The organism is Alteromonas profundi, assembly GCF_010500865.1.
In the GTDB taxonomy this organism is placed as follows: Bacteria; Pseudomonadota; Gammaproteobacteria; order Enterobacterales; family Alteromonadaceae; genus Alteromonas; species Alteromonas profundi.
Genome location: NZ_JAAAWN010000002.1, coordinates 218,310 through 242,040 on the forward strand (window position 1 = coordinate 218,310; position 23,731 = coordinate 242,040).

Annotated in this window: 19 protein-coding genes; 8 read left to right on the forward strand and 11 right to left on the reverse strand. The window is 44.8% G+C overall.

What is annotated here, in order from left to right; all coding sequences use genetic code 11:
* Positions 1-315: 315 nt before the first annotated feature.
* Positions 316-2,805 (forward strand): vitamin K epoxide reductase family protein, encoded by a 2,490-nt coding sequence (locus GTH32_RS02555; protein ID WP_163083659.1) that lies wholly within the window; start codon positions 316-318, stop codon positions 2,803-2,805.
* 68 nt (positions 2,806-2,873) lie between these two features.
* Here the strand turns inward: GTH32_RS02555 and yfbR are convergent, their stop codons facing one another.
* Positions 2,874-3,494: a 5'-deoxynucleotidase gene (yfbR, locus tag GTH32_RS02560; RefSeq protein ID WP_343033377.1), complete on the reverse strand. Its 621-nt coding sequence runs from the start codon at positions 3,492-3,494 to the stop codon at positions 2,874-2,876.
* 1 nt (position 3,495) lies between these two features.
* Positions 3,496-4,716, reverse strand: a complete 1,221-nt coding sequence (locus GTH32_RS02565) for a pyridoxal phosphate-dependent aminotransferase (protein WP_163083660.1) — start codon at positions 4,714-4,716, stop codon at positions 3,496-3,498.
* Between the two features lie 366 nt (positions 4,717-5,082).
* Here GTH32_RS02565 and GTH32_RS02570 point away from each other — a divergent pair, with 366 nt between their 5' ends.
* Complete coding sequence (locus GTH32_RS02570) at positions 5,083-5,877, forward strand: DUF2189 domain-containing protein (RefSeq protein WP_163083661.1); 795 nt, start codon at positions 5,083-5,085, stop codon at positions 5,875-5,877.
* 363 nt (positions 5,878-6,240) lie between these two features.
* Positions 6,241-6,561: a DUF3718 domain-containing protein gene (locus GTH32_RS02575; RefSeq protein ID WP_163083662.1), complete on the forward strand. Its 321-nt coding sequence runs from the start codon at positions 6,241-6,243 to the stop codon at positions 6,559-6,561.
* A 116-nt stretch (positions 6,562-6,677) separates the two neighbouring features.
* Here the strand turns inward: GTH32_RS02575 and GTH32_RS02580 are convergent, their stop codons facing one another.
* The 5 genes from GTH32_RS02580 to GTH32_RS02600 form a co-directional block, all read right to left on the reverse strand.
* Entirely contained in the window at positions 6,678-9,743 is a 3,066-nt protein-coding gene (locus GTH32_RS02580; RefSeq protein ID WP_163083663.1) for an efflux RND transporter permease subunit, read from the reverse strand.
* Positions 9,736-13,047, reverse strand: coding sequence for an efflux RND transporter permease subunit (locus GTH32_RS02585; RefSeq protein WP_163083664.1), 3,312 nt, complete (start codon positions 13,045-13,047; stop codon positions 9,736-9,738). The genes GTH32_RS02580 and GTH32_RS02585 overlap by 8 nt, the downstream gene beginning before the upstream one ends.
* Positions 13,048-13,071: 24 nt before the next feature.
* Entirely contained in the window at positions 13,072-14,148 is a 1,077-nt protein-coding gene (locus GTH32_RS02590) for an efflux RND transporter periplasmic adaptor subunit (RefSeq protein WP_163083665.1), read from the reverse strand.
* Between the two features lie 192 nt (positions 14,149-14,340).
* Positions 14,341-14,745 carry an OsmC family protein gene (locus GTH32_RS02595; protein ID WP_163083666.1) on the reverse strand — a complete coding sequence of 135 codons (405 nt, stop codon included), beginning with the start codon at positions 14,743-14,745 and terminating at the stop codon, positions 14,341-14,343.
* A gap of 17 nt (positions 14,746-14,762) precedes the next feature.
* A complete protein-coding gene (locus GTH32_RS02600) occupies positions 14,763-15,626 on the reverse strand; it encodes a CvfB family protein (RefSeq protein ID WP_163083667.1) in 864 nt (287 codons plus the stop codon).
* Positions 15,627-15,691: 65 nt separating this feature from the next.
* Here GTH32_RS02600 and GTH32_RS02605 point away from each other — a divergent pair, with 65 nt between their 5' ends.
* The 4 genes from GTH32_RS02605 to GTH32_RS02620 all read left to right on the forward strand — a co-directional run bounded on the left by GTH32_RS02605 (position 15,692) and on the right by GTH32_RS02620 (position 19,036).
* Positions 15,692-16,426 (forward strand): 5-oxoprolinase subunit PxpA, encoded by a 735-nt coding sequence (locus GTH32_RS02605; RefSeq protein ID WP_163083668.1) that lies wholly within the window; start codon positions 15,692-15,694, stop codon positions 16,424-16,426.
* A 111-nt stretch (positions 16,427-16,537) separates the two neighbouring features.
* Entirely contained in the window at positions 16,538-17,236 is a 699-nt protein-coding gene (locus tag GTH32_RS02610) for a 5-oxoprolinase subunit B family protein (RefSeq protein WP_163083669.1), read from the forward strand.
* Positions 17,226-18,173, forward strand: a complete 948-nt coding sequence (locus GTH32_RS02615; RefSeq protein WP_163083670.1) for a 5-oxoprolinase subunit C family protein — start codon at positions 17,226-17,228, stop codon at positions 18,171-18,173. Before GTH32_RS02610 ends, GTH32_RS02615 begins: the two co-directional genes overlap by 11 nt.
* Positions 18,170-19,036 (forward strand): aminotransferase class IV, encoded by an 867-nt coding sequence (locus tag GTH32_RS02620; protein WP_163083671.1) that lies wholly within the window; start codon positions 18,170-18,172, stop codon positions 19,034-19,036. Before GTH32_RS02615 ends, GTH32_RS02620 begins: the two co-directional genes overlap by 4 nt.
* Before the next feature lie 95 nt (positions 19,037-19,131).
* Here the strand turns inward: GTH32_RS02620 and fur are convergent, their stop codons facing one another.
* Entirely contained in the window at positions 19,132-19,557 is a 426-nt protein-coding gene (gene fur / locus GTH32_RS02625; RefSeq protein ID WP_163083672.1) for a ferric iron uptake transcriptional regulator, read from the reverse strand.
* Positions 19,558-19,858: 301 nt separating this feature from the next.
* Here fur and GTH32_RS02630 point away from each other — a divergent pair, with 301 nt between their 5' ends.
* Positions 19,859-21,865, forward strand: a complete 2,007-nt coding sequence (locus GTH32_RS02630) for a methyl-accepting chemotaxis protein (RefSeq protein WP_163083673.1) — start codon at positions 19,859-19,861, stop codon at positions 21,863-21,865.
* Between the two features lie 118 nt (positions 21,866-21,983).
* Here the strand turns inward: GTH32_RS02630 and fldA are convergent, their stop codons facing one another.
* The 3 genes from fldA to GTH32_RS02645 form a co-directional block, all read right to left on the reverse strand.
* Complete coding sequence (fldA, locus tag GTH32_RS02635; RefSeq protein ID WP_163083674.1) at positions 21,984-22,508, reverse strand: flavodoxin FldA; 525 nt, start codon at positions 22,506-22,508, stop codon at positions 21,984-21,986.
* Between the two features lie 26 nt (positions 22,509-22,534).
* On the reverse strand, positions 22,535-22,753 hold the full coding sequence (locus tag GTH32_RS02640; protein WP_163083675.1) for a DUF2788 domain-containing protein: 219 nt from the start codon (positions 22,751-22,753) through the stop codon (positions 22,535-22,537).
* A gap of 137 nt (positions 22,754-22,890) precedes the next feature.
* Positions 22,891-23,667 carry an alpha/beta fold hydrolase gene (locus GTH32_RS02645; protein WP_163083676.1) on the reverse strand — a complete coding sequence of 259 codons (777 nt, stop codon included), beginning with the start codon at positions 23,665-23,667 and terminating at the stop codon, positions 22,891-22,893.
* Between the last annotated feature and the right edge of the window lie 64 nt (positions 23,668-23,731).

Below are 23,731 nucleotides of genomic sequence, written 5' to 3' on the forward strand. Positions count from 1 at the left end.
TCTTGTCTTAGTGTTTTCGATTCGTCGTTCTGACCCTACGCCACGTAAATTCGCGTTATACGCTTCGGTAAAACTTACCCAAGCGCCTTGTAATAATTACCCACGTTACCTTCAATACCTGTGTATAGCGCTGGGCTTGGCTTCGCAATCTGCACGCTGCATGATTCTCGCCAAATATTACGGTGTTACGAAATTTTTCTGTATTTCACAGGGGCGTAAGGCTGGATAGGCGCAAAGAGATAGCGCAACTGGCAGAGTAACTGCAAGCACTGATAGAACTACAGTTCTATTTTGGCATGTCGCGGGAATTTCGTAATGGATAATGAAATAAACTCTGATGAAAGTGGCCGTCCTATCGTGTTAATCACAGGTGCCTCTGGAAATATAGGTACGCAGATTTGCCGGCGTCTTAGTGAAAAGTACACCACTATTGGGCTAGACAGAGAAAAGAGTGAGAGCGCAGATGAAAGTTACAGTTGCGATTTAACCTCAGATGATTCTATCGAACTCGCGATGTATAAGATCCGCGAAAATCACGGCAAGCGGATTGCGGCGGTGGTGCATTTAGCCGCGTACTTTGACTTTACAGGTGAGCCTAACCCCTTGTATGACGAGGTGAATGTTCAAGGTACTAAACGGCTTTTAAAAGGCCTATCAAAGTTTAGCGTAGAGCGATTTATTTATTCTTCGACCATGTTGGTGCATGAAGCTGGCGTACCAGGCCAAAAAGTTGATGAAAACTCCCCCATAGCTCCCGCATGGGAATACCCTAAATCGAAAGCAAAAACAGAACAGGTGATAAAAGAAAACAGCGGGGATATGCCTTACAGTATACTCCGGTTAGCGGGTTTGTATGATGATGAAACCGCTGTGCCCACCTTATCGCATCAAATGGCAAGAGTGTACGAACGAGACTTTAAAAGTCATGTGTACGCAGGGGATCTTATGGCCGGCCAAGCGTTTATCCATCAAGAAGATATGATAGACGTATTCGATAAAGTTATTGCCCTTCGTAGCGCACTACCCAAAGCCCATACCCTGCTTGCCGGTGAAGAAGAGGTAATGAGCTATCAGGCGCTTCAAAACCGTTTGGGCAAGTTATTATTCAAAGAATCAGAATGGAATACTATTAATGTTCCAGACGCTTTTGCTAAAGCAGGTGCGTGGATGCAAGTTAAAGCAGAACCCGCGGTGCCAGATGCTATCGACCATGGTGAAAAGCCCTTTATTAAACCTTTTATGATCGATTTGGCATCACAACATTACCACCTTGATATTTCCCGAGCGAAAGCACAGTTAGATTGGCAACCAAAGCATAGAATATATGACAAATTAAAAACACTAACCAGTAACCTGAAATCAGACCCTTCTACTTGGTATAAGAAGAACGGCATTACGCGGCCTGACTGGGTAGAAATTAGTAGTGAAAAGAATAAAAATTCTCACAAGATACGAAAACAATACGAGAAACATTATCGTTCCCAGCATCAAGGCTCTTTGTGGGCGCACTTTTTAAATATGGGAATTGCTTTTTGGCTTTTAAGTGCACCCACCATTTTAGGCTATGTGTCTCAAGCCATGAGTGTGAGTAATTATATAAGCGCAATTGCACTATTTGTCTTTTCAAGTTTAGCGTTATCTTGGCGTATGGGATGGGCGCGATGGGGCGCCGCGTTAGTAGGTATCTGGCTTCTATGCGCACCTCTTTTCTTTTGGACTTCAAGCGCTGCGGGGTACTTAAACGATACGTTGGTAGGTATGCTAATAATTGGCTTCGCCGTATGTACTAGACCGACACCTGGGGTGTCGAATGTGGCCGCAGAAACAGGGCCGGCTATACCGGACGGTTGGGATTTCAACCCTTCTGAGTGGGTGCAGCGAATACCCATTATTGTATTAGCTTTCGTTGGGTTCTTTATTTCTCGTTATTTGTGCGCTTATCAACTTGGTCATATCGACGCTGTCTGGGACCCTTTTTTTAGTGGCTTAGCATCAGACCCACAAAATGGCACCGAGGAAATTATTACTTCGTCGTTTTCAAAGGCGTGGCCAGTCCCTGATGCTGGGTTAGGCGCAATGACCTATGCGTTGGAAATTCTTACAGGTCTTATCGGCTCTACCCGCCGCTGGCGCACTATGCCTTGGCTAGTTATGCTATTTGGCATTATGATAGTGCCCTTAGGGGCTATTTCTATTTTCTTTATTATCATTCAGCCTATTTTAATGGGCACCTGGTGTACGTTATGCCTCATTGCCGCGGCGGCCATGCTAATTCAAATTCCTTATTCATTAGATGAACTGGTAGCGACATCAGCATTCTTATATAGACGCAAAAAACAAGGGCGGCCTCTACTGAGAATTTTCTTTACCGGCGATACTGATGAAGGCGCTGCAGAAAAGTTGAATACGACAGAGTTTGAGCGTCCTGTGGGCACCATAATAAAAGACGTAGTGGGTGGTGGGGTAACCTTCCCAGTTAATTTGATTTTATGTTTACCCATAGGTATATGGTTAATGTTTACCCGAATTACTCTTGGGGCCGAGGGGGGCATGGCGAATGCCGATCATATCATTGGCTCGTTAGTCATTACGGTGGTGGTTATCGCGCTAGCCGAAACAGGGCGTGCGGCAAGGTTTGCGTTAATGCCTTTAGGCGCGGCACTTCTGGTAACACCGTTTGTTTATGGGGCGGGCGGTATTTCTATTGCCGCCAGTATTATTTGTAGTGCGTTACTTATCGGGTTAAGCCTACGTAAGGGGAATATACACAACAGTTATGGCTTATGGGATAAAGCCATAGTTTAAACAATAACAATTAGCGCCTTTAGTCAATTAACAACCTAAAGGCGCTATGGCAGTCATATTGACGGTGGTTAGGTTTCCGACAATTTGTCCAATGTTGTTGTGCAACTGTCGAGAAATATATCCATAAAGCACTTTACCTCTGGCATACTCGTTTCTAACGCTTTTAGCTTGCTGGTAAGGTGCTCTTCAACATGACAAAATTCATCGTTATTGAAGCGCAGTTCGTTTTTTGTTTTCACATAAGCTTGAAGAAGATCGGCAGCTTTGACAATAGCCTTGTATTCGGGGTCTACTTTCGACTGTACAATCAGCGATTCCATTTCATCGCGTAAATCTTCAGGCAAGGTAGCCAAGCACTCTTTCTCAGCTAAATTCTCAAGGGTCTTAAACGCTTTGGTAAACTCAGGGTTATGGTACTTGGTGTTAGTATTAATATCCTGGAGTTTGGTTTCTGACACTTCATGATATAACGCCAAGGTTGCCGCCCTTTCAGGGTTTAAATTGCCATTGAAGCGTTTATTTCTAATCACCGTAAGCAAATGCGCAATAACTGCCACTTGATGGCAATGCTCCGATACATTTTCTTCTTGAAAGCAATGCATTAATGCCCATCGTTCTAACAACGGCATTCTCGTTATCCATGCTAAAAATGTACTGGTTTGTTGACGAGGCTCTTGGTTTTCCGACACCTTATGCTCCCTGTTGGTAATGATGGAAGAAGTTACCAATACGGTGAAGCGCGGGAACTAGCACATCGCTATGAGGTAAAAATACCAACCTAAAATATACGCCATCGGTTAAATTAAACGCGCGCCCATGAACCAGTAGAATTTTTTCCTCACTGAGTAAGTCTAAAATCATTTGCTCATCGTTATGAATATTAAATTTCTTTTCATCTACCCGGGCGAAGCAATACATAGCTCCTTTTGGTTTTACACAGTGGATCCCTTCAATTCCGTTTAGCATATTGGTGGCCACGTCACGCTGAATGCGAAGTCTGCCATTTTCTTGTACTAAATCGTTAATACTCTGGTATCCCCCTAAAGCAGTTTGAATGGCACTTTGGCAAGGTACGTTCGCGCACATACGCATGGAGGAAAGAATATTTAGCCCTTCAATATAGTCATTAGCAAGCCGTTTATTGCCGCTGACCACTAGCCAACCAGAACGAAATCCGGCGATACGGTAATTTTTAGATAAACCACCAAAAGTAACAAAGAATACATCATCGGCAAGCGATGCAATGCAGGTGTGCTTAGCATCATCGTACAAAATTTTATCGTATATCTCGTCGCTAAATACCACCAACCCGTGTTCCCGCGCTATTTCTACCACACCTTGTAACAGCGCTTTGTCGTAAACTGCGCCAGTGGGGTTATTCGGGTTTATAAGCACAATTGCACGTGTTTTACTGGTGATTTTACTTTTTATGTCATCTAAGTCAGGAAACCATCCTGCTTGTTCGTCGCAGCGGTAATGAACAGGAGAGCCAGAGGATAGGCTAACAGCCGCAGTCCAAAGCGGGTAGTCTGGGCTAGGTATAAGCACTTCGTCACCATGATTAAGTAAGGCTTGCATCGCCATCATAATCATTTCGCTTACGCCGTTGCCGATATAAACATCGTCCACTCGGATATCGCTGATGTTCTGCTGTTGGTAGTACTGCATCACTGCTACTCGCGCCGCGTATATACCCGTTGAATCCGAGTAACCTTGTGACGTGGGTAAGTTATGAATAACGTCTTTTACTATGTCATCGGGGGCTTCAAAGCCAAACGGGGCAGGGTTGCCTATGTTAAGCTTTAAAATACGATGGCCTTCATCTTCCATTTTTCTCGCTTGTGCCGCAATAGGGCCGCGAATGTCATAACAAACGTTATCTAATTTGTGAGAGCGTGATACAGTTTTCATGGTCTATCTGGTTGATTTACGTACCATGAGAGTATCGCAAAGTGTATAGGGTTGCTAAGCCTTATTTGCCGCTAAAAGAGAAAAATTCCCCACTTGTATAATATATCAACACTTTCGTGCAGAATATGACCTCAACCAGGCATCTAGTGCAAAATTATTGCGTAAAATGGGGCCAAATATCGATTTATATTTTTTAGCGTTAACGGTTTTTCCGTGACGTCACGCTATCTACCCGCCATCTATGCTACTAAAGTTTAAAATTGCTGTTAAAAATTTGTGAAGTTGGCATTCTGTGCCTATCGTAATAATAAGGCGTAATGTTTTTACGCCCACTATTTACGGTTTAGGATTAGAGGTCATAGAGATATGTCGCACCAATTTAAAGAAACCCCCGAAAATGCAATTACCCAAAGCGGTATTGCCCGTGTAATACCTTGCAAAGAGCTAGAAGTAGGGGATCCAATTAAGTGGCTTTCCTTAGCGCTGCGAGATGCGTTACGTACCCCCGTACTTACCGCTATTTATGGAGTTATATTCGCTATCATTCCGTGGTTTATTATGTATCTTGTAGAAATGACAGGGTGGCATCTGGTTATTTTACCCGCCATAGTGTGTTTTATGCTGTTAGGGCCATTTCTCGCTGCCGGTCTTTACGATATAAGCTGGGAACTCGAAAAAGGGCACAAGCCTACTTTTATGCACTCGCTTCGTGCCATGCGCCGAAACGCTGTAAATGAATGGGGGTTTGGTATTTTACTTATGGTGATGATGATTTTTTGGCTGCGGGTGGCCTCGCTTATCCATGCGCTCTATCCCCCGTACTCTGAAAACACTTTAGAAACCTTATTACCTTTCTTGTTTTTAGGTTCAATAGTAGGGGCGGTGTTTAGTATAGGTATGTTATTTATTACCGCCTTTACACAACCAATACTAATGGAGCGAAAAGTAGACCTAGCCACCGCTGTGCTTACTAGTGTTAATGCAGTATGGGTAAACAAGGTACCTATGCTTATTTGGGGGGCAATTATATTTAGTGCGGTAGCCATTGGTTACATCACCGGCTTTGTAGGCTTTATTGTGCTAATGCCCCTAATTGGCTATGCTTCGTGGCACGCCTATATAGACGCAATTTCAACGAAACGGGCAAGAAAGTTCGTTTAAACTGTAGTTTTATTACACCATATTTGACATTTTTAATGTCAAATATGGTGAAGGATAATAATTTTTTTGTAAAACTTTCATTAATGGCAGCATTTTTAACCGCCATTTCGACTAAAGTATTAGAACAACTTTTCTTTAAAACTGATTGTTCTATACCTGTAAGTAATAATAAGATTTGCATTATCTTTACAAATCAGTAGCTTGGCGTGTTAAGAAGTTAGTAACATCTCCCTTTACCGCTAATTTACCTTGCCGATACAATCTTTCAACAGAAAAATTCTTATGTTTGGTGCATAACTAAAGGGCGTTCTGAATTAATCAGAGCGCGAAACCTTTGCTTGTTCCACTCATGGGGATTGAAAAATGAAACTGCTTAAAACGCTTTTTGCTACTGCAACTATTGCTTGCGCACTAAACGCAAATGCTGCTGGTCCACAAAAGAATGTTCGCTTTGTTGGCGACACTCAATATGCGGGTTTTTGTAAGGCTATTGTACTTGATGATATTAAAGTGCTTCGCTCTAGTCTTTCACGAGGTGTAGGCCGAATTGGTAGTAGCCAACGTGAAGTACTTCGTATGGTAACGTCTGAAGACGGTTTAACGTGTAACGGCGTTAATCTATTGGACTTCGCAGTAAAACGAGAAGCCAATGAAGTGCGTGAATACCTAACTTCACGTAGTTAGTTTAATGGGTTGCCTAAACAAGCGGGCGGTATCGTGTGTTCAACACAACCCCCCGCTTTAGCCTGTTTATCTTAGAATACGTATTAAAAGAACAGCGTTAACCCATTACACGCTCGTTATATTTTTGCCCACCTCTGTACCCGAGCACGACTTCGTAACACCATCCCTTGCGTATGAAACCGCAGCTTAAGCAGCAATATATAGGCAAGCGGAACTAAAAATAAACTCGTCAACGTAGAAAAAAGTAAGCCGCCGATAATAGCAATGGCCATAGGCGCATATGGCGGGCCATCACCGCCTATTCTAGTTGCCCCCATAGCAAGTGGCACTAAGCCTAAGACGGTGGTTGCCACTGTCATTAGAATAGGTCGAATTCTTGAAACTGACCCTTGTACCACCGCGGTATATAAATCAAATCCTTGATCGACAAATTGGTTGATTCTATCGACCAATACAATGCCGTTATTCACCACAATTCCCATAAGCACCAGCATGCCAATCATGCCCATAACTGACATCGGCGTACCAGTTATCATGAAGGCCCAAAAGACCCCCGTAAATGAAAATAACAACGACGTAATAACAGAGGTGGGTAATATCAAAGACTCAAATAGGGCCGCCATAACCACATAAATCATACATACCGCTAATAACATGTTCATTTGCATCACGCTGCTCGCTTCATCTTGACGGGTAAAACTACCGTCTAAGGTCCAACTATAGCCAGCCGGTAGACTTACATGAGCTAAGGCTTGTTCGATACGTTCCCGTGCTTGTCCTATAGTCGTGTCTTCATTTAAATTGGCGCCAATTTCAAGGGCCGTTTGGCGATAACGCCGGTTAATTTGTGACAGCTGCTGAACGGTCTTAAAGCTTGCCACCATTGATAAGGTTATAGTGCGATTATTATTTATCCCAATAGTGAGATTTTTCAGTTCGTTAAGTGAAGCCTGAAGGGCATCGCTATATTTAAGTTGTACGTTAATTTCACCTGCAGCCCCATAGCGAAACGAGCGAAGGTTATCGCCTCGCAATGCGGTTGCAACCAATTCACTTATAGCATCGATGCTAATACCCAACCTATTCGCTTTTTCTCTGTCTATTTTTACTTGCACTTCGTCGCGGGTAGCGCCGGTGTCGGCTTTAACATCAGTTAAACCATCGATGTTTTGTAAAATAGGGATAAGCTGTTTGGATAAGGTATTCAATTGTGCCGATGATTCGCCAAGTAAGGTGAGTCGCACACCGCCGCCATTTCCACTGTCCCACTCGAACGAGGGACGGGCGCGCACAAACGCGGGCATGGCGTTTCGTATATCTTCCTTAAGGGCTGAAATACTAATAGGAAGGTCTTCATTAAGGGTAATGCCGCTTACTGCATAGCCGGGTCTAAAGTAACTGTAAACTTGTTTAATGTGGAAACGTTGTTGGTTTTCGTATAAGAAAGCTTCCATCTTATTTACCGTTTGTTCAACTTCATCTAAGCTGAAATTCTGGGTCATATGATAGTTAAGCCATACCCTTTCCTCATTGTTATTGCCTTCATCATCTGAACTTACAACCTGCATAGGGATAGCGGTAGACAACAAGACAAGGATAGCCACGATGCTGGTCTTACCTTGGTTCTTGGTCACCCAAGTGAGTGCTTTTTCATATCTGCGCAGATAGCCTGATGGCTTCAAGGGGCTACGCTGGCCAATTGCTATCTTTGTGGTGAGCAGCGGAATAAGGGTTTTGGCGATAAGGAGTGATGCAAAAAGCGAAATACAAATAGCAATGGCCACGTGCTCTAAAAATACGGTGACATCTATTTTTACCCCCACAATATTGGGTAAAAATACGATGGCGGTGGTGGCTGTGCCAGCGATGACCGCCAGACTCACCTTATTTACGCCTTGTAGTGTGGCCGTAGTAATGTGTGGGTTGGTAGCGCGTTCCTGCGCGATACTTTCTGTTACCACTACGGCGTTATCCACCAGCATGCCAACAGCCAGCATAAGACCCATTAGCGAAAGAATGTTAAGTGTGTACCCCAGCATGTACATTACCCCTAAAGTAATGCAAATAGAAAAAGGCACGGATAATACGACGATTAAGGTGGTGGTAAACTGGCGCAAGAATAGATAAAGCACAACTAAAGATAGCAACGCGCCTAATAAGCCCGCGTTTAACAGATCAGATAATGACGATGTAACACTTTCGGCGGTGTCGTCCATAACAAATAAACTGATCCCTTGGAACGCAGGATCTGATTTTGCTGACTCGATAACCTTCATTACCGCAGCTGATACTTCAACTAAGTTGCTGTTAGATTCTCGAAATACGTTGAAGCCTACCGCAAATGTTCTGTCAAGATGTCGGCCTTCACTGCGCTTAGGGAGTTCATATCTCACCTCTGCGATATCCGATAAGCGCAGATTGGGGCCCACTGGCATATCTTTAAAGTCGGCAAGGTGTGTGAACTCACCTTGCGGATTCACTAGCGTCTTTTGACTATCGCCATACATATAGCCAGCAGTTTGAGAAAAATTAGCTGCTTTTAACCGCGCGCGAAGCGCTGCGACATCTACACGGTGGGCAGCTAGCTTCTTTGCGTCTAAACGCACGGTGATTTGGCGTTTCATGGTGCCATACAATTCTACTTTCGAAACGCCTTCCACCCGCTCTAATGGGCGCTTTAAATTACGTTCAAGTAAGTCATAGGCGTTCGATAAATCTCTATCGCTTGAAACTCTAAGCTGAAAGATAGGCATGTCACTGGTATTAAACTTGTACACGAGAATACGTTCTACATCGTCTGGCAGTAAATGACGGATGGCGTCTATTTTCTCTCGTGCTTCAATACTTTTGGCTTTTAAGTTCTCATTCCAATCAAACTCCACCACAATCTCTGCTCTATTATCGAAACTTCTGGCCCGTAAGTGCTTTATCCCCGACATCGTTGCGATGGTCTCTTCAACAGGCCGGGTGATCATAGTCTCAATTTCTACTGGCGTGGCGTCAGGGTAGGGGATCTCAATGACCATTTCGGGAATATCAATACCAGGAAATTTCTCCAACGGGAGCAGACGTCCTGCTGCAATGCCAAATATCAGCAGTGAAAAGAATAACATACCAATGGTAGTAGGGCGGTTAAGCGCAAAACGAGCAAGCGCGGCGCCTATTCCTTGAACCTTATTCATGGGGGGCCTCCCAAGCGGCATCATTTACCGCCGTGGTCATAACCTTGGTGTCTAATAAGCTATAAAGCACAGGAAGCAATACTAAGGTGAGTAAGCTTGCGAACAGTAGGCCAAAAATTACGGTGATAGCCATAGGGGTTCTAATTTCGGCGCCTTCGCCTACTCCCATAGCCATGGGCGCTAAACCTAAAATGGTGGTAAGGGTTGTCATAGTGATAGGACGTAAACGGGACTGGCACGCATCAAAAATAGCATCAGTTTTTTCCATGCCCTGTCTGCGCATCTGATTTATTCTATCCACCAAGACGATCGCATTATTCACCACTATGCCGCAAAGCATGATAAGCCCTATAAATACCACCACATTAAGAGGCGTATTTGTTATCCAAAGGCCATAGATCGACCCCGCTCCGGCTAGGGGCACAGCAAATAGAATTAACAGCGGATGTAGCAAAGATTCAAACTGCGAAGCCATGACGAGATACACCATAAATACAGCTAAGGCCAACGCAAGTTGTAGTGACCGAAAGCTATGCTGCATATCTTCACTTTGTCCACTGATGTTCGCCCTAATCGTTATTGGCAGATCAATATTGCTAAGTAATCGCGATGCTTCAGCCACCGCTTCATCTAAATTTCCGGTGGCGATATTGGTGGTAATAATTGCTACCCGCTGCTGGCCAATGCGGGTAATTTCGCTTGGACCCACACTCATGTAAACATCGGCCACGGCGCTTAAGGGAATAGGCTGGGAACCACCTGGGTTTATGATAATACCGCGCACATCGGCGGCATTATTGCGCTGACTGTCTTGGCTGCGTACCAACACATCAATTTTGCGGTCTTGTAAGCTGTATTGCGTTGCGACTTGCCCGCCTATTTTGGCGGTAACCAGGGCTGACACATCAGCGGCGCTTAAACCCAGTCGCGCCAGTTTGCCGTGATGGAATGCAATCTTTAATTCAGGGTTACCTTCACGGATACTCGTCGTAATGTCAGTAAAACGGGCTGATTTCTTTAATGCCCCGGCCACCTGTTCACCACTTCTACGCAGGTCAGTAAGGTCATAGCCTCTAAGCTCTATTTGCAAAGGCGCTGCAAAGGTGAATAAGGCGGGTTCAGAAAACTGTGCTTGTGCTTCAGGAAATTGCTTAAGCGCCTCGCGGATCTGCTGTTTTAACGCATCTATTTGCGCGTCGCTGGTTCCGACACGGGTTACAATGTTTAACCGGCCCCAATGGTCGCCCCCCTGATTAGGCGAAGCGCTAATTAAGCTGCCTGTTCCCGCCATGGCATACGTACGTTTAACCGTGGTGTCTCCGTGGGCGACATGTGCAAGTGCGCTAATGGTGGCATCGGTTGTTGAAAGCGGGGTACCCGCTGGCAGTGTTACGTCTACTGAAAACTCGCCTTGAGATAATACTGGAATGAGTTCCATGCCAAGCTTAGGTACTAAGACTACCGCGCCAGCGCTGGCTGCAAGGGTTAACGCTATCACCACTGTACGGGCCTTTAAACTAAGTACTAAGAGGGCTTGGTACCCGTTGGCAAGAAGGGTAAACCCTGCGTTGAACATGCGCGTTAGCGGGCGGAAAAATAACAGTAATGTTTTAGCCATTATGTGCCAGCCTCCGACTATAAGCGTAATAAGTGCCGCAGGGAGATAGACAAATAGGGTTCGCAGTAGCATTTTTATCGGCCAACTGAGATAGTACAAGGCCCACTGCCAACGGCTATTCGGCTTTGTTGACGGGGCATGTTCAAAAGCGCTGTAATGCTGACGTTGCTTACTCGTTTTAGTGCGCGCCATTGCTGGGATAAGGGTAAGTGCTACTATTAACGACGCCGCAAGTGCGAAGGAAACAGTTAATGCTTGGTCACGGAAAAGTTGGCCAGCTATGCCTTCCACGAAAATGAGGGGAACAAACACCGCCATGGTGGTTAACGTGGACGCAATTATGGCGCCTGAAACCTCACGGGTCCCTGTGGCTGCCGGTGATGAAGAGGCAGATATATTGGTGTCAGAAAGTGCCAGGTTTCCGCCCTGACGTCTTTTATGTCGGTCTATATTTTCGAGGACCACGATACTGTTATCCACCAGCAAACCTACCGCTAAGGCAATACCCCCTAAGCTCATCATATTAAGACTGATATTATTAGCGTACATAAGATTAAAGGTGGCGATGACCGAAACGGGGATAGACACTGAAATAATTAGAGTCGCCCGAAAGTCCCGCAAAAATAGATACAATATGAACATGGCCAATAGACCGCCAATGGCAGCTGCCGAGGTTACATTATCAATTGCCTGTTTAATAAAAACGCTTTGGTCATAAATTTGGCTTAAACGGTATTGGGCGGGCAGATTTTGTTGTATTTCTTGTAAGCGAATATCTATTTTTCGCGCCACATCTACCGCGTTGGCATCGCCTTCCTTATAGAGGGCGATTTCGATACCTTCTTCGTTGTCAAAGCGGGTAACCACATCACGATCTTTGTATGCGTTTCGAATTTCAGCAACGTCTTTTAATTGAATGTTCTTACCTTCGAAACGACCAATAAATAGGGTTTCTATGTCTTCAAGGCTTTCAAACTGGTTGAGTGTTCTTACCAAATACGCGTGTTCATCACTGGTGATCTGGCCCCCAGCAGCATTAACATTTTCAGCTTTAACACGCGCTATAATATCGGTAATAGGAATGGATAATTGGCTTGCCTTCCGTTGGTCCACCAGGATTTGTATCTGATTTTCCAGGCCGCCTCCCACACGTACCGCCGCTACACCGTCAACCGATTCTAAGCCACGTTTTATTTGTTGTTCTGCGTATACGCGCAGGCGTTTCATAGCACCTACAGATCGCGGTTCATTGCCAGTGGTGATTAGCCCCAGCTTAATAATTGGGTCTAAGCTTGGGTTAAACCGAAGGAGCCTAGGTTTATCGATATCCAAGGGGAGTTGTAACACATCGAGCTTTTCTCTCACTTCCAAGCTGGCAAAGTCCATATCAGTCCCCCAACGAAACGAGAGCACGACATCAGACTGCCCTGCGCGAGAGGTGGAGGTGACTTTTCTCACCCCTTTCACCACACCGATAGCCTCCTCGATTGGGCGCGAGACCAATTGCTCTACTTCCGCTGGTGCAGCGCCCGTATAATCAGTTCTTATCGTAAGCGTGGGATAAGATAAATCGGGAAGAAGGTTAACCGAAAGCCGGCTTAGTGACACCATACCAAATAGCAGCACCGCAAAGGTAAACATAGACACGGCCACGGGGCGTCTAACCGCAATATCAACAATACGCATAATTAAGTCCTTATTAGGGGGCGGCTAGCCGTTAACCACGCTAACGGGCGCATTGTCTTTCAAGTTTTGGTGGCCCGCGGTAACGACGAGCTCATTACCTGATAGCCCAGAAAGCACTTCTACTAGGTCATTTTGTTCAAAGCCGGTTCGAACCTCTATTTTTGCGGCGATACCATCTCGAATTACGAAAACGCTGTGCTGATCGTCCATACTAACAAGCGCACGACGGGGTAAAAGTGTGGCATTTTGATGGCGCGCGTATTCAAGGGCAACATCGGTAAACATACCCGCTTTAAGGGTGTGAGACTGATTTGGCACTGCCAGTGTTACTTTAAAGGTACCGGTGGTTGCATCAATGACAGGGCTTATACGCTCTATTTTTGCCATGATTGTGCGGTTGCCAAGGGCGGCAACGGTTAATTTTGCTGGTTGGCCCAAGGCTACATTTTGTAGCTCGTTTTCTGGAAGATAAACAATGCCTTGAAGGTTTTTTTGCTGCACAATATGAAACATACGTTCGCGCTGAAACGATTCGGTTAAGTTACCCACTTTAGCGTTCCTAGAGGCAACATAGCCGCTGATCGGGGCAGTAATGGTCGTCTCTTGTAAATCCAATTCTGCGAGCTGTACCGATGCTAATGCCGATTCGTATTGCGCATTTAATTTATCGTACGTGTCGTCGCTTACAAGCTGTTGTGAATAAACCTTATTAATCTTTTCCAATTCACGGGTTAACCCCATTAGGTTTGCTTTTGCCTTCGCAAGGTTTAATTCATAGCGGCGCTTATCTAAGTGAGCAAGGGCTTGTCCCTTTTCAACGTAATCGCCTTCTTCTACCAATATAGCTTCTATAATGCCCGACGCACGCGCTACGACAAATGCTTCTTCACGGGCTTCTAAAATTGCCGTAGTGGAGTAAGTTGATTGAATAACGCCGGTTTCAACATGCTGCGCTTCAACAGGAATTGCAATTTCGTCTTCTTCGCTTTGTTCAGCAAGCGCATTGGTAGCATCTGCGCCGGAACAGGCAGTGAGAAGTAAGCTACTAGTAAACAATAAAGCGAGGGCTAGGGCGGGGGTAGTTCGAATTTGGGTGTCCATGGCTACATACCTAATTAGTGTGGAATAAAGTTTATTTTTCTCTTTACCCTCATCAGCAGCATATATGCCAGATACGTAAATATATTGTAAATTTCTTATTATTCAGATAGTTAAAGTGATTTTTGACGATGTAATAAAAAAGGCTACTGAATGTCAGTAGCCTTTTTCGCTATTTGATGGCAAATAAACCCACTAATCAGCGGATTCTACTAAAGTATAGCTGGTGGTTATCTCAACGTTACCTTTTAGCATAAGCATCACAGAGCAATACTTCTCGGCAGACAATTGAACCGCGCGGGCAACGGTTTTCTCAGCCAAGTTTTTGCCTGTAACTGTGTAATGAGCATGGACTTTTTCAAAAACACGGGGAGGCGTTTCGCTACGTTGCGCCTCTAATTCGCATTCGCAGCCATCAATGTGGTTGCGGCCTTTTTTAATAATGTCGACAACGTCTATGCTTGAGCAGGCACCAATAGCCACTAACACCGACTCCATGGGCGATACTGCATCGCCGTTGCCATCCATAACTGTTTTATAACCACTATCTGTAGTGCCCGTAAAGGTAAGGTTTTTATCCCAAGAAACATGTGCTTTCATTGTGTACGCTTTGCCCTTTATTTGATTAAACGAATTGCATCTGGATTAATCGTGATTTTTTTCTGTTTATACAATGCACCTAGTGCTTTTTTATAGGCGGCTTTACTCACATTGAAGTGTTGATAAATGGCGTCAGGTGCACTTTTGTCGGTGAGCGTTGATACGCCGCCATGGGCCTCTAAATCATCTAAAATAGCTTGTTGTAACTCACTGCGCCCTGCCTTGTCTTGACGTTGCAATGACACATCAATTTTACCATCTTCACGAATATTTTTTATTATACCGTCCGTTTTTTCGCCGATTTTAAGGGGCTTAAATGCATCACTATGAAAGATAAGGCCTAGGTATTTTTCATTTATTACCACTTTGAAACCAAGATCTGATTTTGAATAAACCAGACATTCCACGGTATCGCCTTCGTTTAAATACGCGCTGCCTTCGGTGAGAAAATAGTGTAAGCGGGTAGCACCTAAAATACGGTTGGTCTTTTTATCAAAGAAGGCGTGAACCACGTAATACATACCCGGGTCGATAGGAATATCTTGATAGTCATTGGGTACCAGCAAATCGCTATCGAGCCCCCAGTCGAAAAATGCCCCAAAGTGGGTCGCTGATACGGCTTTTAACACTTTGGTTTCCCCCACGAGAATGCGCGGAGGTTGCACGGTTGCGAATAAATCGCCCCGCTGGTCGGTGGCGACAAACACATCTATCGTGCTATCCACAGCGAGAGACTCAGACACCTGATCATGAGGTAGCGTAACGGTGACAGCTTCGCTATCGCTCCACGGATCATCATTTTCGACCAATGGTGCTAATGCGTAGCCAAACGGGTATTCTGCTACCACGCGTAATGTATTAACTTTTCCAATATTTATCATTAAGACTGACTTTTTTACAAGAACAGGTAACATGATATCGGATTGAGGGTAAGAGCTAAACCATTATGAAGTTAAATTGCGATTTAGGTGAAAGTTTCGGCGCGTGGAAGATGCCGATGGATACACATATCATGGCCATTATTGATCAGGCCAATATTGCATGTGGCTTTCATGCTGGTGATCCTACAGCAATTAAAGAGGCGCTTAACCTTGCCACTGAGCATGGTGTTGAAGTAGGCGCTCATCCTGCCTATCCAGATTTACAAGGGTTTGGTCGACGAAGTATCGCCATGCAAAAAGACGAATTGGTGGCCTGCATACAATACCAGGTAAGTGCATTGTGTGGGCTGGCTGACATTGCGGGCACTGAACTACGTTATGTGAAGCCACATGGCGCGCTGTATAACGATATGATGCGCGACGCTACAATTATGCAGGCGGTAATGGAAGCGGTAGCTGCATTTAAGCGAGACCATAACTTATCTTTAATGGTGCAGGCCACCACGAAAAACAGTAGCCTTAGTCAAGCAGCGAAAGCATTTAATCTACCGTTAATTTTTGAAGGTTTTGCCGACCGGCGATATACCGACGATGGTTTTCTTATGTCGAGAAATTTACCTGGGGCAGTGTTAAGTGAAAAAGCGGCATTTGCGCAAGCTCGACAACTGATAGAAGAGGGCACAGTAACCACCGCCTCTGAAAAACGTATTGCATTGCATGTGGATTCTCTGTGTGTGCATGGCGATACGGCTGGGGCACTTGAGATTGCCAGCAATATTGCGCAGTTGATTAAGCAATAACACCCCAAGCCAGTATACGCTACCCAATGCCAGCATTTTTCGTTATGTTTCCATCAGGTGGCCATAATCAGGCCACATTGTTCAATCACACTACTAAGAGTTAACGACGTTATGCAACCTTTTGGCGCGATTAAACACATTGTACCTGTGAGTATAGATAGCCTGATGCTTTATTTTAATGGCCCCGATATGGAAGTGGCAAACACCCATTGCTATCAGTGGGCATTAGCATTAAGCGAAGCCCGCCAACAATGGCCATGGCTGCGCGAATGCGTGCCTGCTTACGATTCGCTCATGGTAGTATTTGACGCTCACGCAGTTGACATGCACCAGGTTTATTTAGCGCTAAAAGACATGGCGCCGAAAGCGCCGCCCAGGGGCGAGGGTAGCAACGCGAAAAAGACACTACCGGTTTGGTATGGGGCGCCAGAGGCGAATGATTTAACGCAGGTGGGGGAGCACACGGGCCTCTGTGTTGATGAAATTGTGCGTTTGCATAGCGAGACTACCTATAAAGTTTACGCGGTAGGTTTTGCGCCGGGGTTTGCTTATATGGGGCAGACACCCAAAGCACTTCATTGCCCGCGGCTTGCCACACCGCGCAAACAAGTGCCGAAGGGCGCGGTAGCAATTGCAGATAATCAAACTGCCGTGTACCCCTCGTCCTCACCAGGCGGGTGGCACTTGCTCGGGCTTTGTCCGTTATCTCTGGTTGACCGCGATTCGCATTCAGCCTTTTTAAAGGTGGGCGACGAAGTGAAATTTGAAGCCATAACAGAACACGCATACAGGAACCACTATGCGCATTAAAATACACTCACCGGGGATGCAAAGTTTACTTGTAGATGGCGGGCGAAGAGGCCATCAACATGAAGGGTTTTGTGAAGCAGGGCCTATGGACGAAGAAGCCTATTGGTGGGGCAATTATCTGGTGGCAAACCAAGCGGGTAGCCCGTGTATTGAAGTAATAGGCGAGCTTAGCCTGAGATGCGATAAGGCGGGTGTAATTGCAGCTACAGGGCGGGATGTAAAACTTAACGTTAACCACCAAAATGCCCAAGCTTATCAAACACAGTGGGTAAAAGAAGGTGATGAAATTACGCTTTCAAGCAATAGCTTGGGTAGCAAAACCTATTTATTTATTGGTGGAAATTGGCAACTGCCTACTGTGTTAGGAAGTGCATGTACTGTGGTACGAGAGCAATTAGGTGGGTTAACAAATTTAGGTGAAGGGCTGAAGGCGGGAGACGAGATAAATATTGTATCTTTTGACTCACCCATTCCACCCAATAAACCCCGGCATTTAGCACAACGACACTGGCCGAACTATGATTGTCAGACACCGCTTAATGTTATCGAAGGTTACCAAAGCGATTGCTTTAGCGCTGTAGCCAAGCGCACCTTTTTTTCAAGTGAGTATCAAATAACCTCTAACATTAACCGAATGGGATATCGCTTATCTGGCCCAAAGGTGCAGTGTGAACAGAAAAGTATGTTATCAGAAGCTATTCACATAGGTGCTATTCAAATTCCGTCTGACGGGCAGCCTATCGTTATGATGCGCGACAGACAAACGTTGGGCGGCTATCCAAAACTGGGCTGTGTTGACCCCCTTGACGTTAGCCGCTTAGCGCAAGCCGTACCTGGAGAAAGCGTGTCATTTACGCCAATACACAGTGACAATGCCAGGGCACGGTTTTTATTACATTGGCAACAACGCCGCCGTATAACAGGAGAAGTAACGTGACCATCGCATATTTAAATGGTGAATTTTTACCGCTGTCAGAAGCTAAAATATCGCCTATGGACAGAGGGTTTTTATTTGGTGATGGTATTTATGAAGTTATACCTAGCTATGCAGGGAAGCCAGTAGGGCTTAATGGGCATTTAGCGCGGATGAATGACGGATTATCGGCTATTTCTATTACTAACCCATATTCCTTTGAACAGTGGAGCGACATACTTACCCAGTTGCTTAGGCACAACGAAGCACGCTTTCCTGAAGGCAACATTGGTATTTACTTTCATATAAGCCGAGGCACCGACACTAAGCGCTACCATGCGTATCCAGATAACGTCTCGCCTACCGTTTTTGGTTTTGCGTTTGCATTGCCGCCTGCTCAGCCCCTTAGCAAAGATGCGGTAAAACCATTTAAAGTTGCGTTGCAGGAAGATAAGCGCTGGCAACGCTGTCACATCAAGTCTACCTCTTTACTTGGCAACGTAATGCATTTTCAAGCGGGTATCGATCACGGTGTAAATGAAACAATCTTGTACAATGAAAATAAGCAGGTGACAGAAGCCAGTTCCTGCAATGTATTTATGGTAAAAGATAAGGTTATTTACACACCGCCTTTAGATAACCAACTGTTGCCCGGTATTACTCGTAGTATTGCGATAGAAGCATTTAAACGGGCCGAATTGCGTGTAGTTGAGAATTGGTTTACCACCGAAGATTTACTCGACGCTGATGAAGTATGGCTGTCATCTTCGAGCAAAGAGTTGATGCCGGTGGTAGAAGTTGATGGCAATACTATTGCCGATGGCAACGTTGGAGATATGTGGGAAGCGGCAATAAAGGCGTATAACGCCTATAAATTTCTAGCCTAAATTCGAGCATTCGCTTGACGTCCGCGAGAGGAAACAAAAAGGCCCGCAAAATTGAAGCAGCGGGCCTTTTTTATTTATAACGCTTATCTTAACGCTTATTCGCCGGCATCGCAGTTACCGTCGGTGCATTCGCCGTATAGGTAAAGACTGTGATGGGTTAGCTTAATGTTATGTTTCTTAGCTACCATCTCCTGGCGCTCTTCAATAACATCATCTTCAAATTCAATTACTTTGCCACATTTTAAGCATACGAGATGATCGTGATGTTCTTTGTGACTGATTTCAAACACCGATTTGCCGCCTTCAAAATGATGGCGGTTAAGAATGCCGGCGTCGTCAAACTGGTTCAGTACACGGTACACCGTAGCTAAGCCAATTTCCTCACCTTGCTCAATCAGAATTTTATAAACATCTTCTGCACTGATGTGTTGATTCTCAGGATCTTGCAATATCTGAAGAATTTTGAGACGCGGCAGGGTAACTTTAAGGCCTGCTTTTTTTAGCTCTTTGTTTTGATCCATATCAACCTACTGAGAACAAAAGATTTAGTATTGCGGGTATTATAGGTAACTCATCAGGATTTAAAAGTAAAACCGTGAAATCTATTTCTACTCGGCGAAAAAATCGTCCACCCAAGGCGGCTATTAGCTTTGCTCCTTGCTGAGATGTGGACAAACCAGTTTGTAAGTGGTTATATTATATACAATAAAGCGAAATTAATTCAAACTCACTACTCACTCTGTTAACATCTTATTAAAGTTTGTGCAACGCGGTTTAAATGTGCCCGTGGCGCGATAAGTTAAAAGCGCAATGGAATCGCTTATGCAGTTAACAGTAGTAAATAAAATAAAAGTTGGCTTTGGTCTTTTTGGCTGTCTTCTCCTATTCACCAGTACCCTCTCATATATAGGGCTAAGCGATATACGCGATTCAGCCGAAGACGTGGTAAAGCGCAAAATGCCTGTACAGACCCAAATGGTGCAGGTAAAAACCGATATTTTGTCATTATCCGTGGTTACCGCCACCGGTTATCATGAAGTGACACCTTCGTCTTTAGCCACCAATAAACACAAATTTGATAGCTTATCGGCGCTATTTATTGACGATCTCGACACGTTAACGGCCTCACTTTCATCCGATCAGTTGGTGCAGCGCGCTGTTGAAGCAAGTCATGCCTATGTCACAAATAGCCGCGATATGTACGCATCACTGCAAGGAAAACTGGCAACAGAGACGAAACTGCAAGATAAGTTGGCACAAGTGCTGCGGGCAGCCGATGAGGCAAGTGCGCTGATGTTAGATTTAACTTATATAGACGCTCAAGGCCCGAGTATCGAAACCCTTATCGGTGCGGGAACCAATATTGACAACAAATTGCTTACCATGAATGACTCTTTCAGTGAGCTGACTACCAACAATGACGTAGACACAACAGCCACCATTGTAGAAGATCTCGAATATCAGTTAAGTAACCTTGCGGTAGATAAAGAGTATATAAACCGTTTAGTGGAAGATATAGATGACGGTGGCACAGTGGCGGCTTTTAATCAGCAGTACTATAGCTTGCTTGCACTATTAAATAACGAAGATGGCTTGATAAGCTTGCAACAGCAAAAGTTACACTACATCGGACAGGCGTTAGCTCAGCGCAAAAAAGCGAATGAGGCGCTGCAACTGGCGATCACCAATATAAATGCCTTATTTGAACGGGTGCAAAACGAGTCCATTGCTGGCCAATCGAATATCGTCGATACGGTAGAAAGCAATGTGATTAAAAACGTGGCCGTTGCTGCTGTTGGCTTATTTGGCGCAATCGCATTGGCTGTGATCTCCACCCGAAGTATATCGCGACCGCTAGATCGGATTAACCTTGGATTAAGCCAGCTAAGCAAGGGGGATTTGAGCCAAAAACTGCCCGAAGACGGCACTGATGAGTTTGCAGCACTGTCGGCAAAGGTTAATAGTTTAACTGAGAGCTTGCGTAGCCTAGTGGGAAACATCTTAGCGCAAGAAAAACGGCTCATAGAAATTACCAAAGAAAGCGTGGCGTTAGGCGAAAAAAGTTTATCTGATGTAGATGCTCAGCGCGAGCAGGTGAAACAAACGTCTACCAATACCCAACACGTTCAAGACACAAGTCGAAGTAACCTTAGCCAGATTAACGAGGCGATGGAGGCGTTACATACGGTGACCGAACAAAGTGTGGATATCGGAAAACTGGTAGAACGGAATAGAAGTCAAGTTATTAATCAGGCCAAACAAGCTGATATCTCAGCCGACATAATTCATCGTCTCGATGAGAACTCTCGCAGTATTGGCAGTATATTAGATGTGATAAAAACCATAGCAGAACAAACCAACTTACTTGCACTAAATGCTGCCATTGAGGCCGCTCGAGCGGGAGAACAAGGAAGAGGGTTTGCGGTGGTGGCCGATGAAGTGCGAACCTTAGCAAACAGAACCCATGATTCGACTGAAGAAATTGAAACTATGATTGGTAATTTGCAAAAAGATGCCAGCGATGCCGTAAAAGCAATAAAAGAAGGCAGGGCACAAGCGCAAGAAGGCGTGGAAATTACCGAGCAAGTGGCAGAGCAGGTAGAAAGTATTGGCGTAATCATCGACAGGTTAAGCCGTATTAATGAACATATTGTAAGCGACACCCGACAGCAAGATTTACTGTTGGCGGATGTGGCTAAAAGTTTAAGTACCATTGTTAATCTGGCCGATTCAAGCGCGACCAGTACTCGTCAAGCGAATGAGTCTACCATGCTACTTGATGCACAAACGGAAAGCTTACGTAAAGCAGTAGAACGGTTTCAATTGTAATAGTAGGCCTTAATTGTCAAAAAGTGTTCGCCATGCCTTTAACCGCAACGCTAACTTTATAGGCACAAAAAAACCTCGCATTACTTTAGCAATGCGAGGTTTTTGTATCTAAACGTATTTAGGCTAATTCGGCTAAGCAAAGCTCATCATGAATTTGCTTGCACCACGCTTTAACCCGGCTTTCAGTTAATTCAGGCTGGCGATCTTCGTCAATACCAAGACCAACAAAGTGGTTGTCGTCTGCCATGCCCTTTGATGCTTCAAAGTCATAGCTTTCCGTAGGCCATTGACCTACTAAAATAGCACCGCGTGCTTCAACAATATCGCGGATCATCCCCATGGCATCAAGGAAATACTCAGCGTAATCTTCCTGATCGCCACAACCGAAAATAGCTACCAGCTTATCGTTAAAATCGATGTCTTCAAGTTCAGGAAAGAAGTCATCCCAATCGCACTGCGCTTCACCGTAGTACCACGTTGGGATGCCAAAGATAAGCAGGTCAAATTCCGCAATATCTTCTTTACTGCTCTTGGCAATGTCTTTCACATCAATTAGCTGTTTACCCAATTCTTTTTGGATCATTTTCGCAACATGTTCGGTATTACCGGTGTCACTACCGAAAAACAGGCCAACGCTTGCCATATCAAACCTCTATTAATCGTTACTAATTATACGCCTGAGCTTAACCAGAACCACTCGATAATGCCTTTGGCTAAAAAGCCAATGGCACCTAGCCCTAATACCCCGTATGTCACAACGCGGCCTACTAATGGCACGTTATTCTTGGTCAGTACGTCATGTACTGCAAAAGCCATCAATACAAATAGTATAAACAGCCCCCCGTACAACATGATGGACTCGATTAGCTCAAAGTTTTCTGCAAGCATAGTGTTATTTACTCAAAAAATCTGGCGCAACTATATCACAGTATCTACGTGTAACGGAGTCCCAAAAGTTCAAAAATTGGTAATAATAGTCATTCGCATCTGAAAGTTGACGCAATGACTGATAAAAACCATTAACCTCAAATACTGTTTAGTGCGCGCTCGACTACCTTATTGAAGGCGGTGGGTTTTTCAGCATGCAGCCAATGCCCAGTGCCATCGATAACGTGAGCCTTTGCGTTAGGGAAATATTTGCCGATAGCACTACGGTGAGATGCCGTAATGTAATCGGAGTCGGCCCCCTTAATAAATAAGGTTACGCCACTAAATTGGCGATTGTCTTGAGGCCAATCAATAATATGTGAATAATGGTTAATTAAACCTTCTACGTTGAAGCGCCAGCGCCATTTATCATCATCACCTTTATACAGGCTCTTTAATAAAAATTGACGCACACCCGGCTCTTTAATATACGCTGACATGGCTTTGTCGGCATCGCTTCTACCGTTAATTTCGCCCAGTGATACTGCCTGAAGCCCGTCGAATACCGCTTGGTGTCTATGGCCGTACGCAACAGGGGCAATATCGGCAACGATAAGAGCACTAACCCGGTTTTCATGAAGCAATGCCAATCGCATGGCGACTTTACCACCGAGGGAATGGCCTAAAAACGCAGCGTTTTCAACCTTAAGGTTGTCAAGAATTGCAATAATACCCGATACTGCAGTGTCTAAATCAAAACCATCGCTCCAAGGCGACTCACCGTGATCGGGTAAATCCACACTAATGATATTGTGGCTATTCTCAAAATGGCGTCGTACAACGGATAAATTATCCGCACTGCCAAAAAGCCCATGTATTAATACCAACCAGGGAGATTCTAACGAGGCAGAGGATAATTTGTAATGCAATGACATGTCATACCTAAAAAGCAATTGAATGAAATGAACATGGGGCAGTGGTGGGAAAAATCAAGGTTAA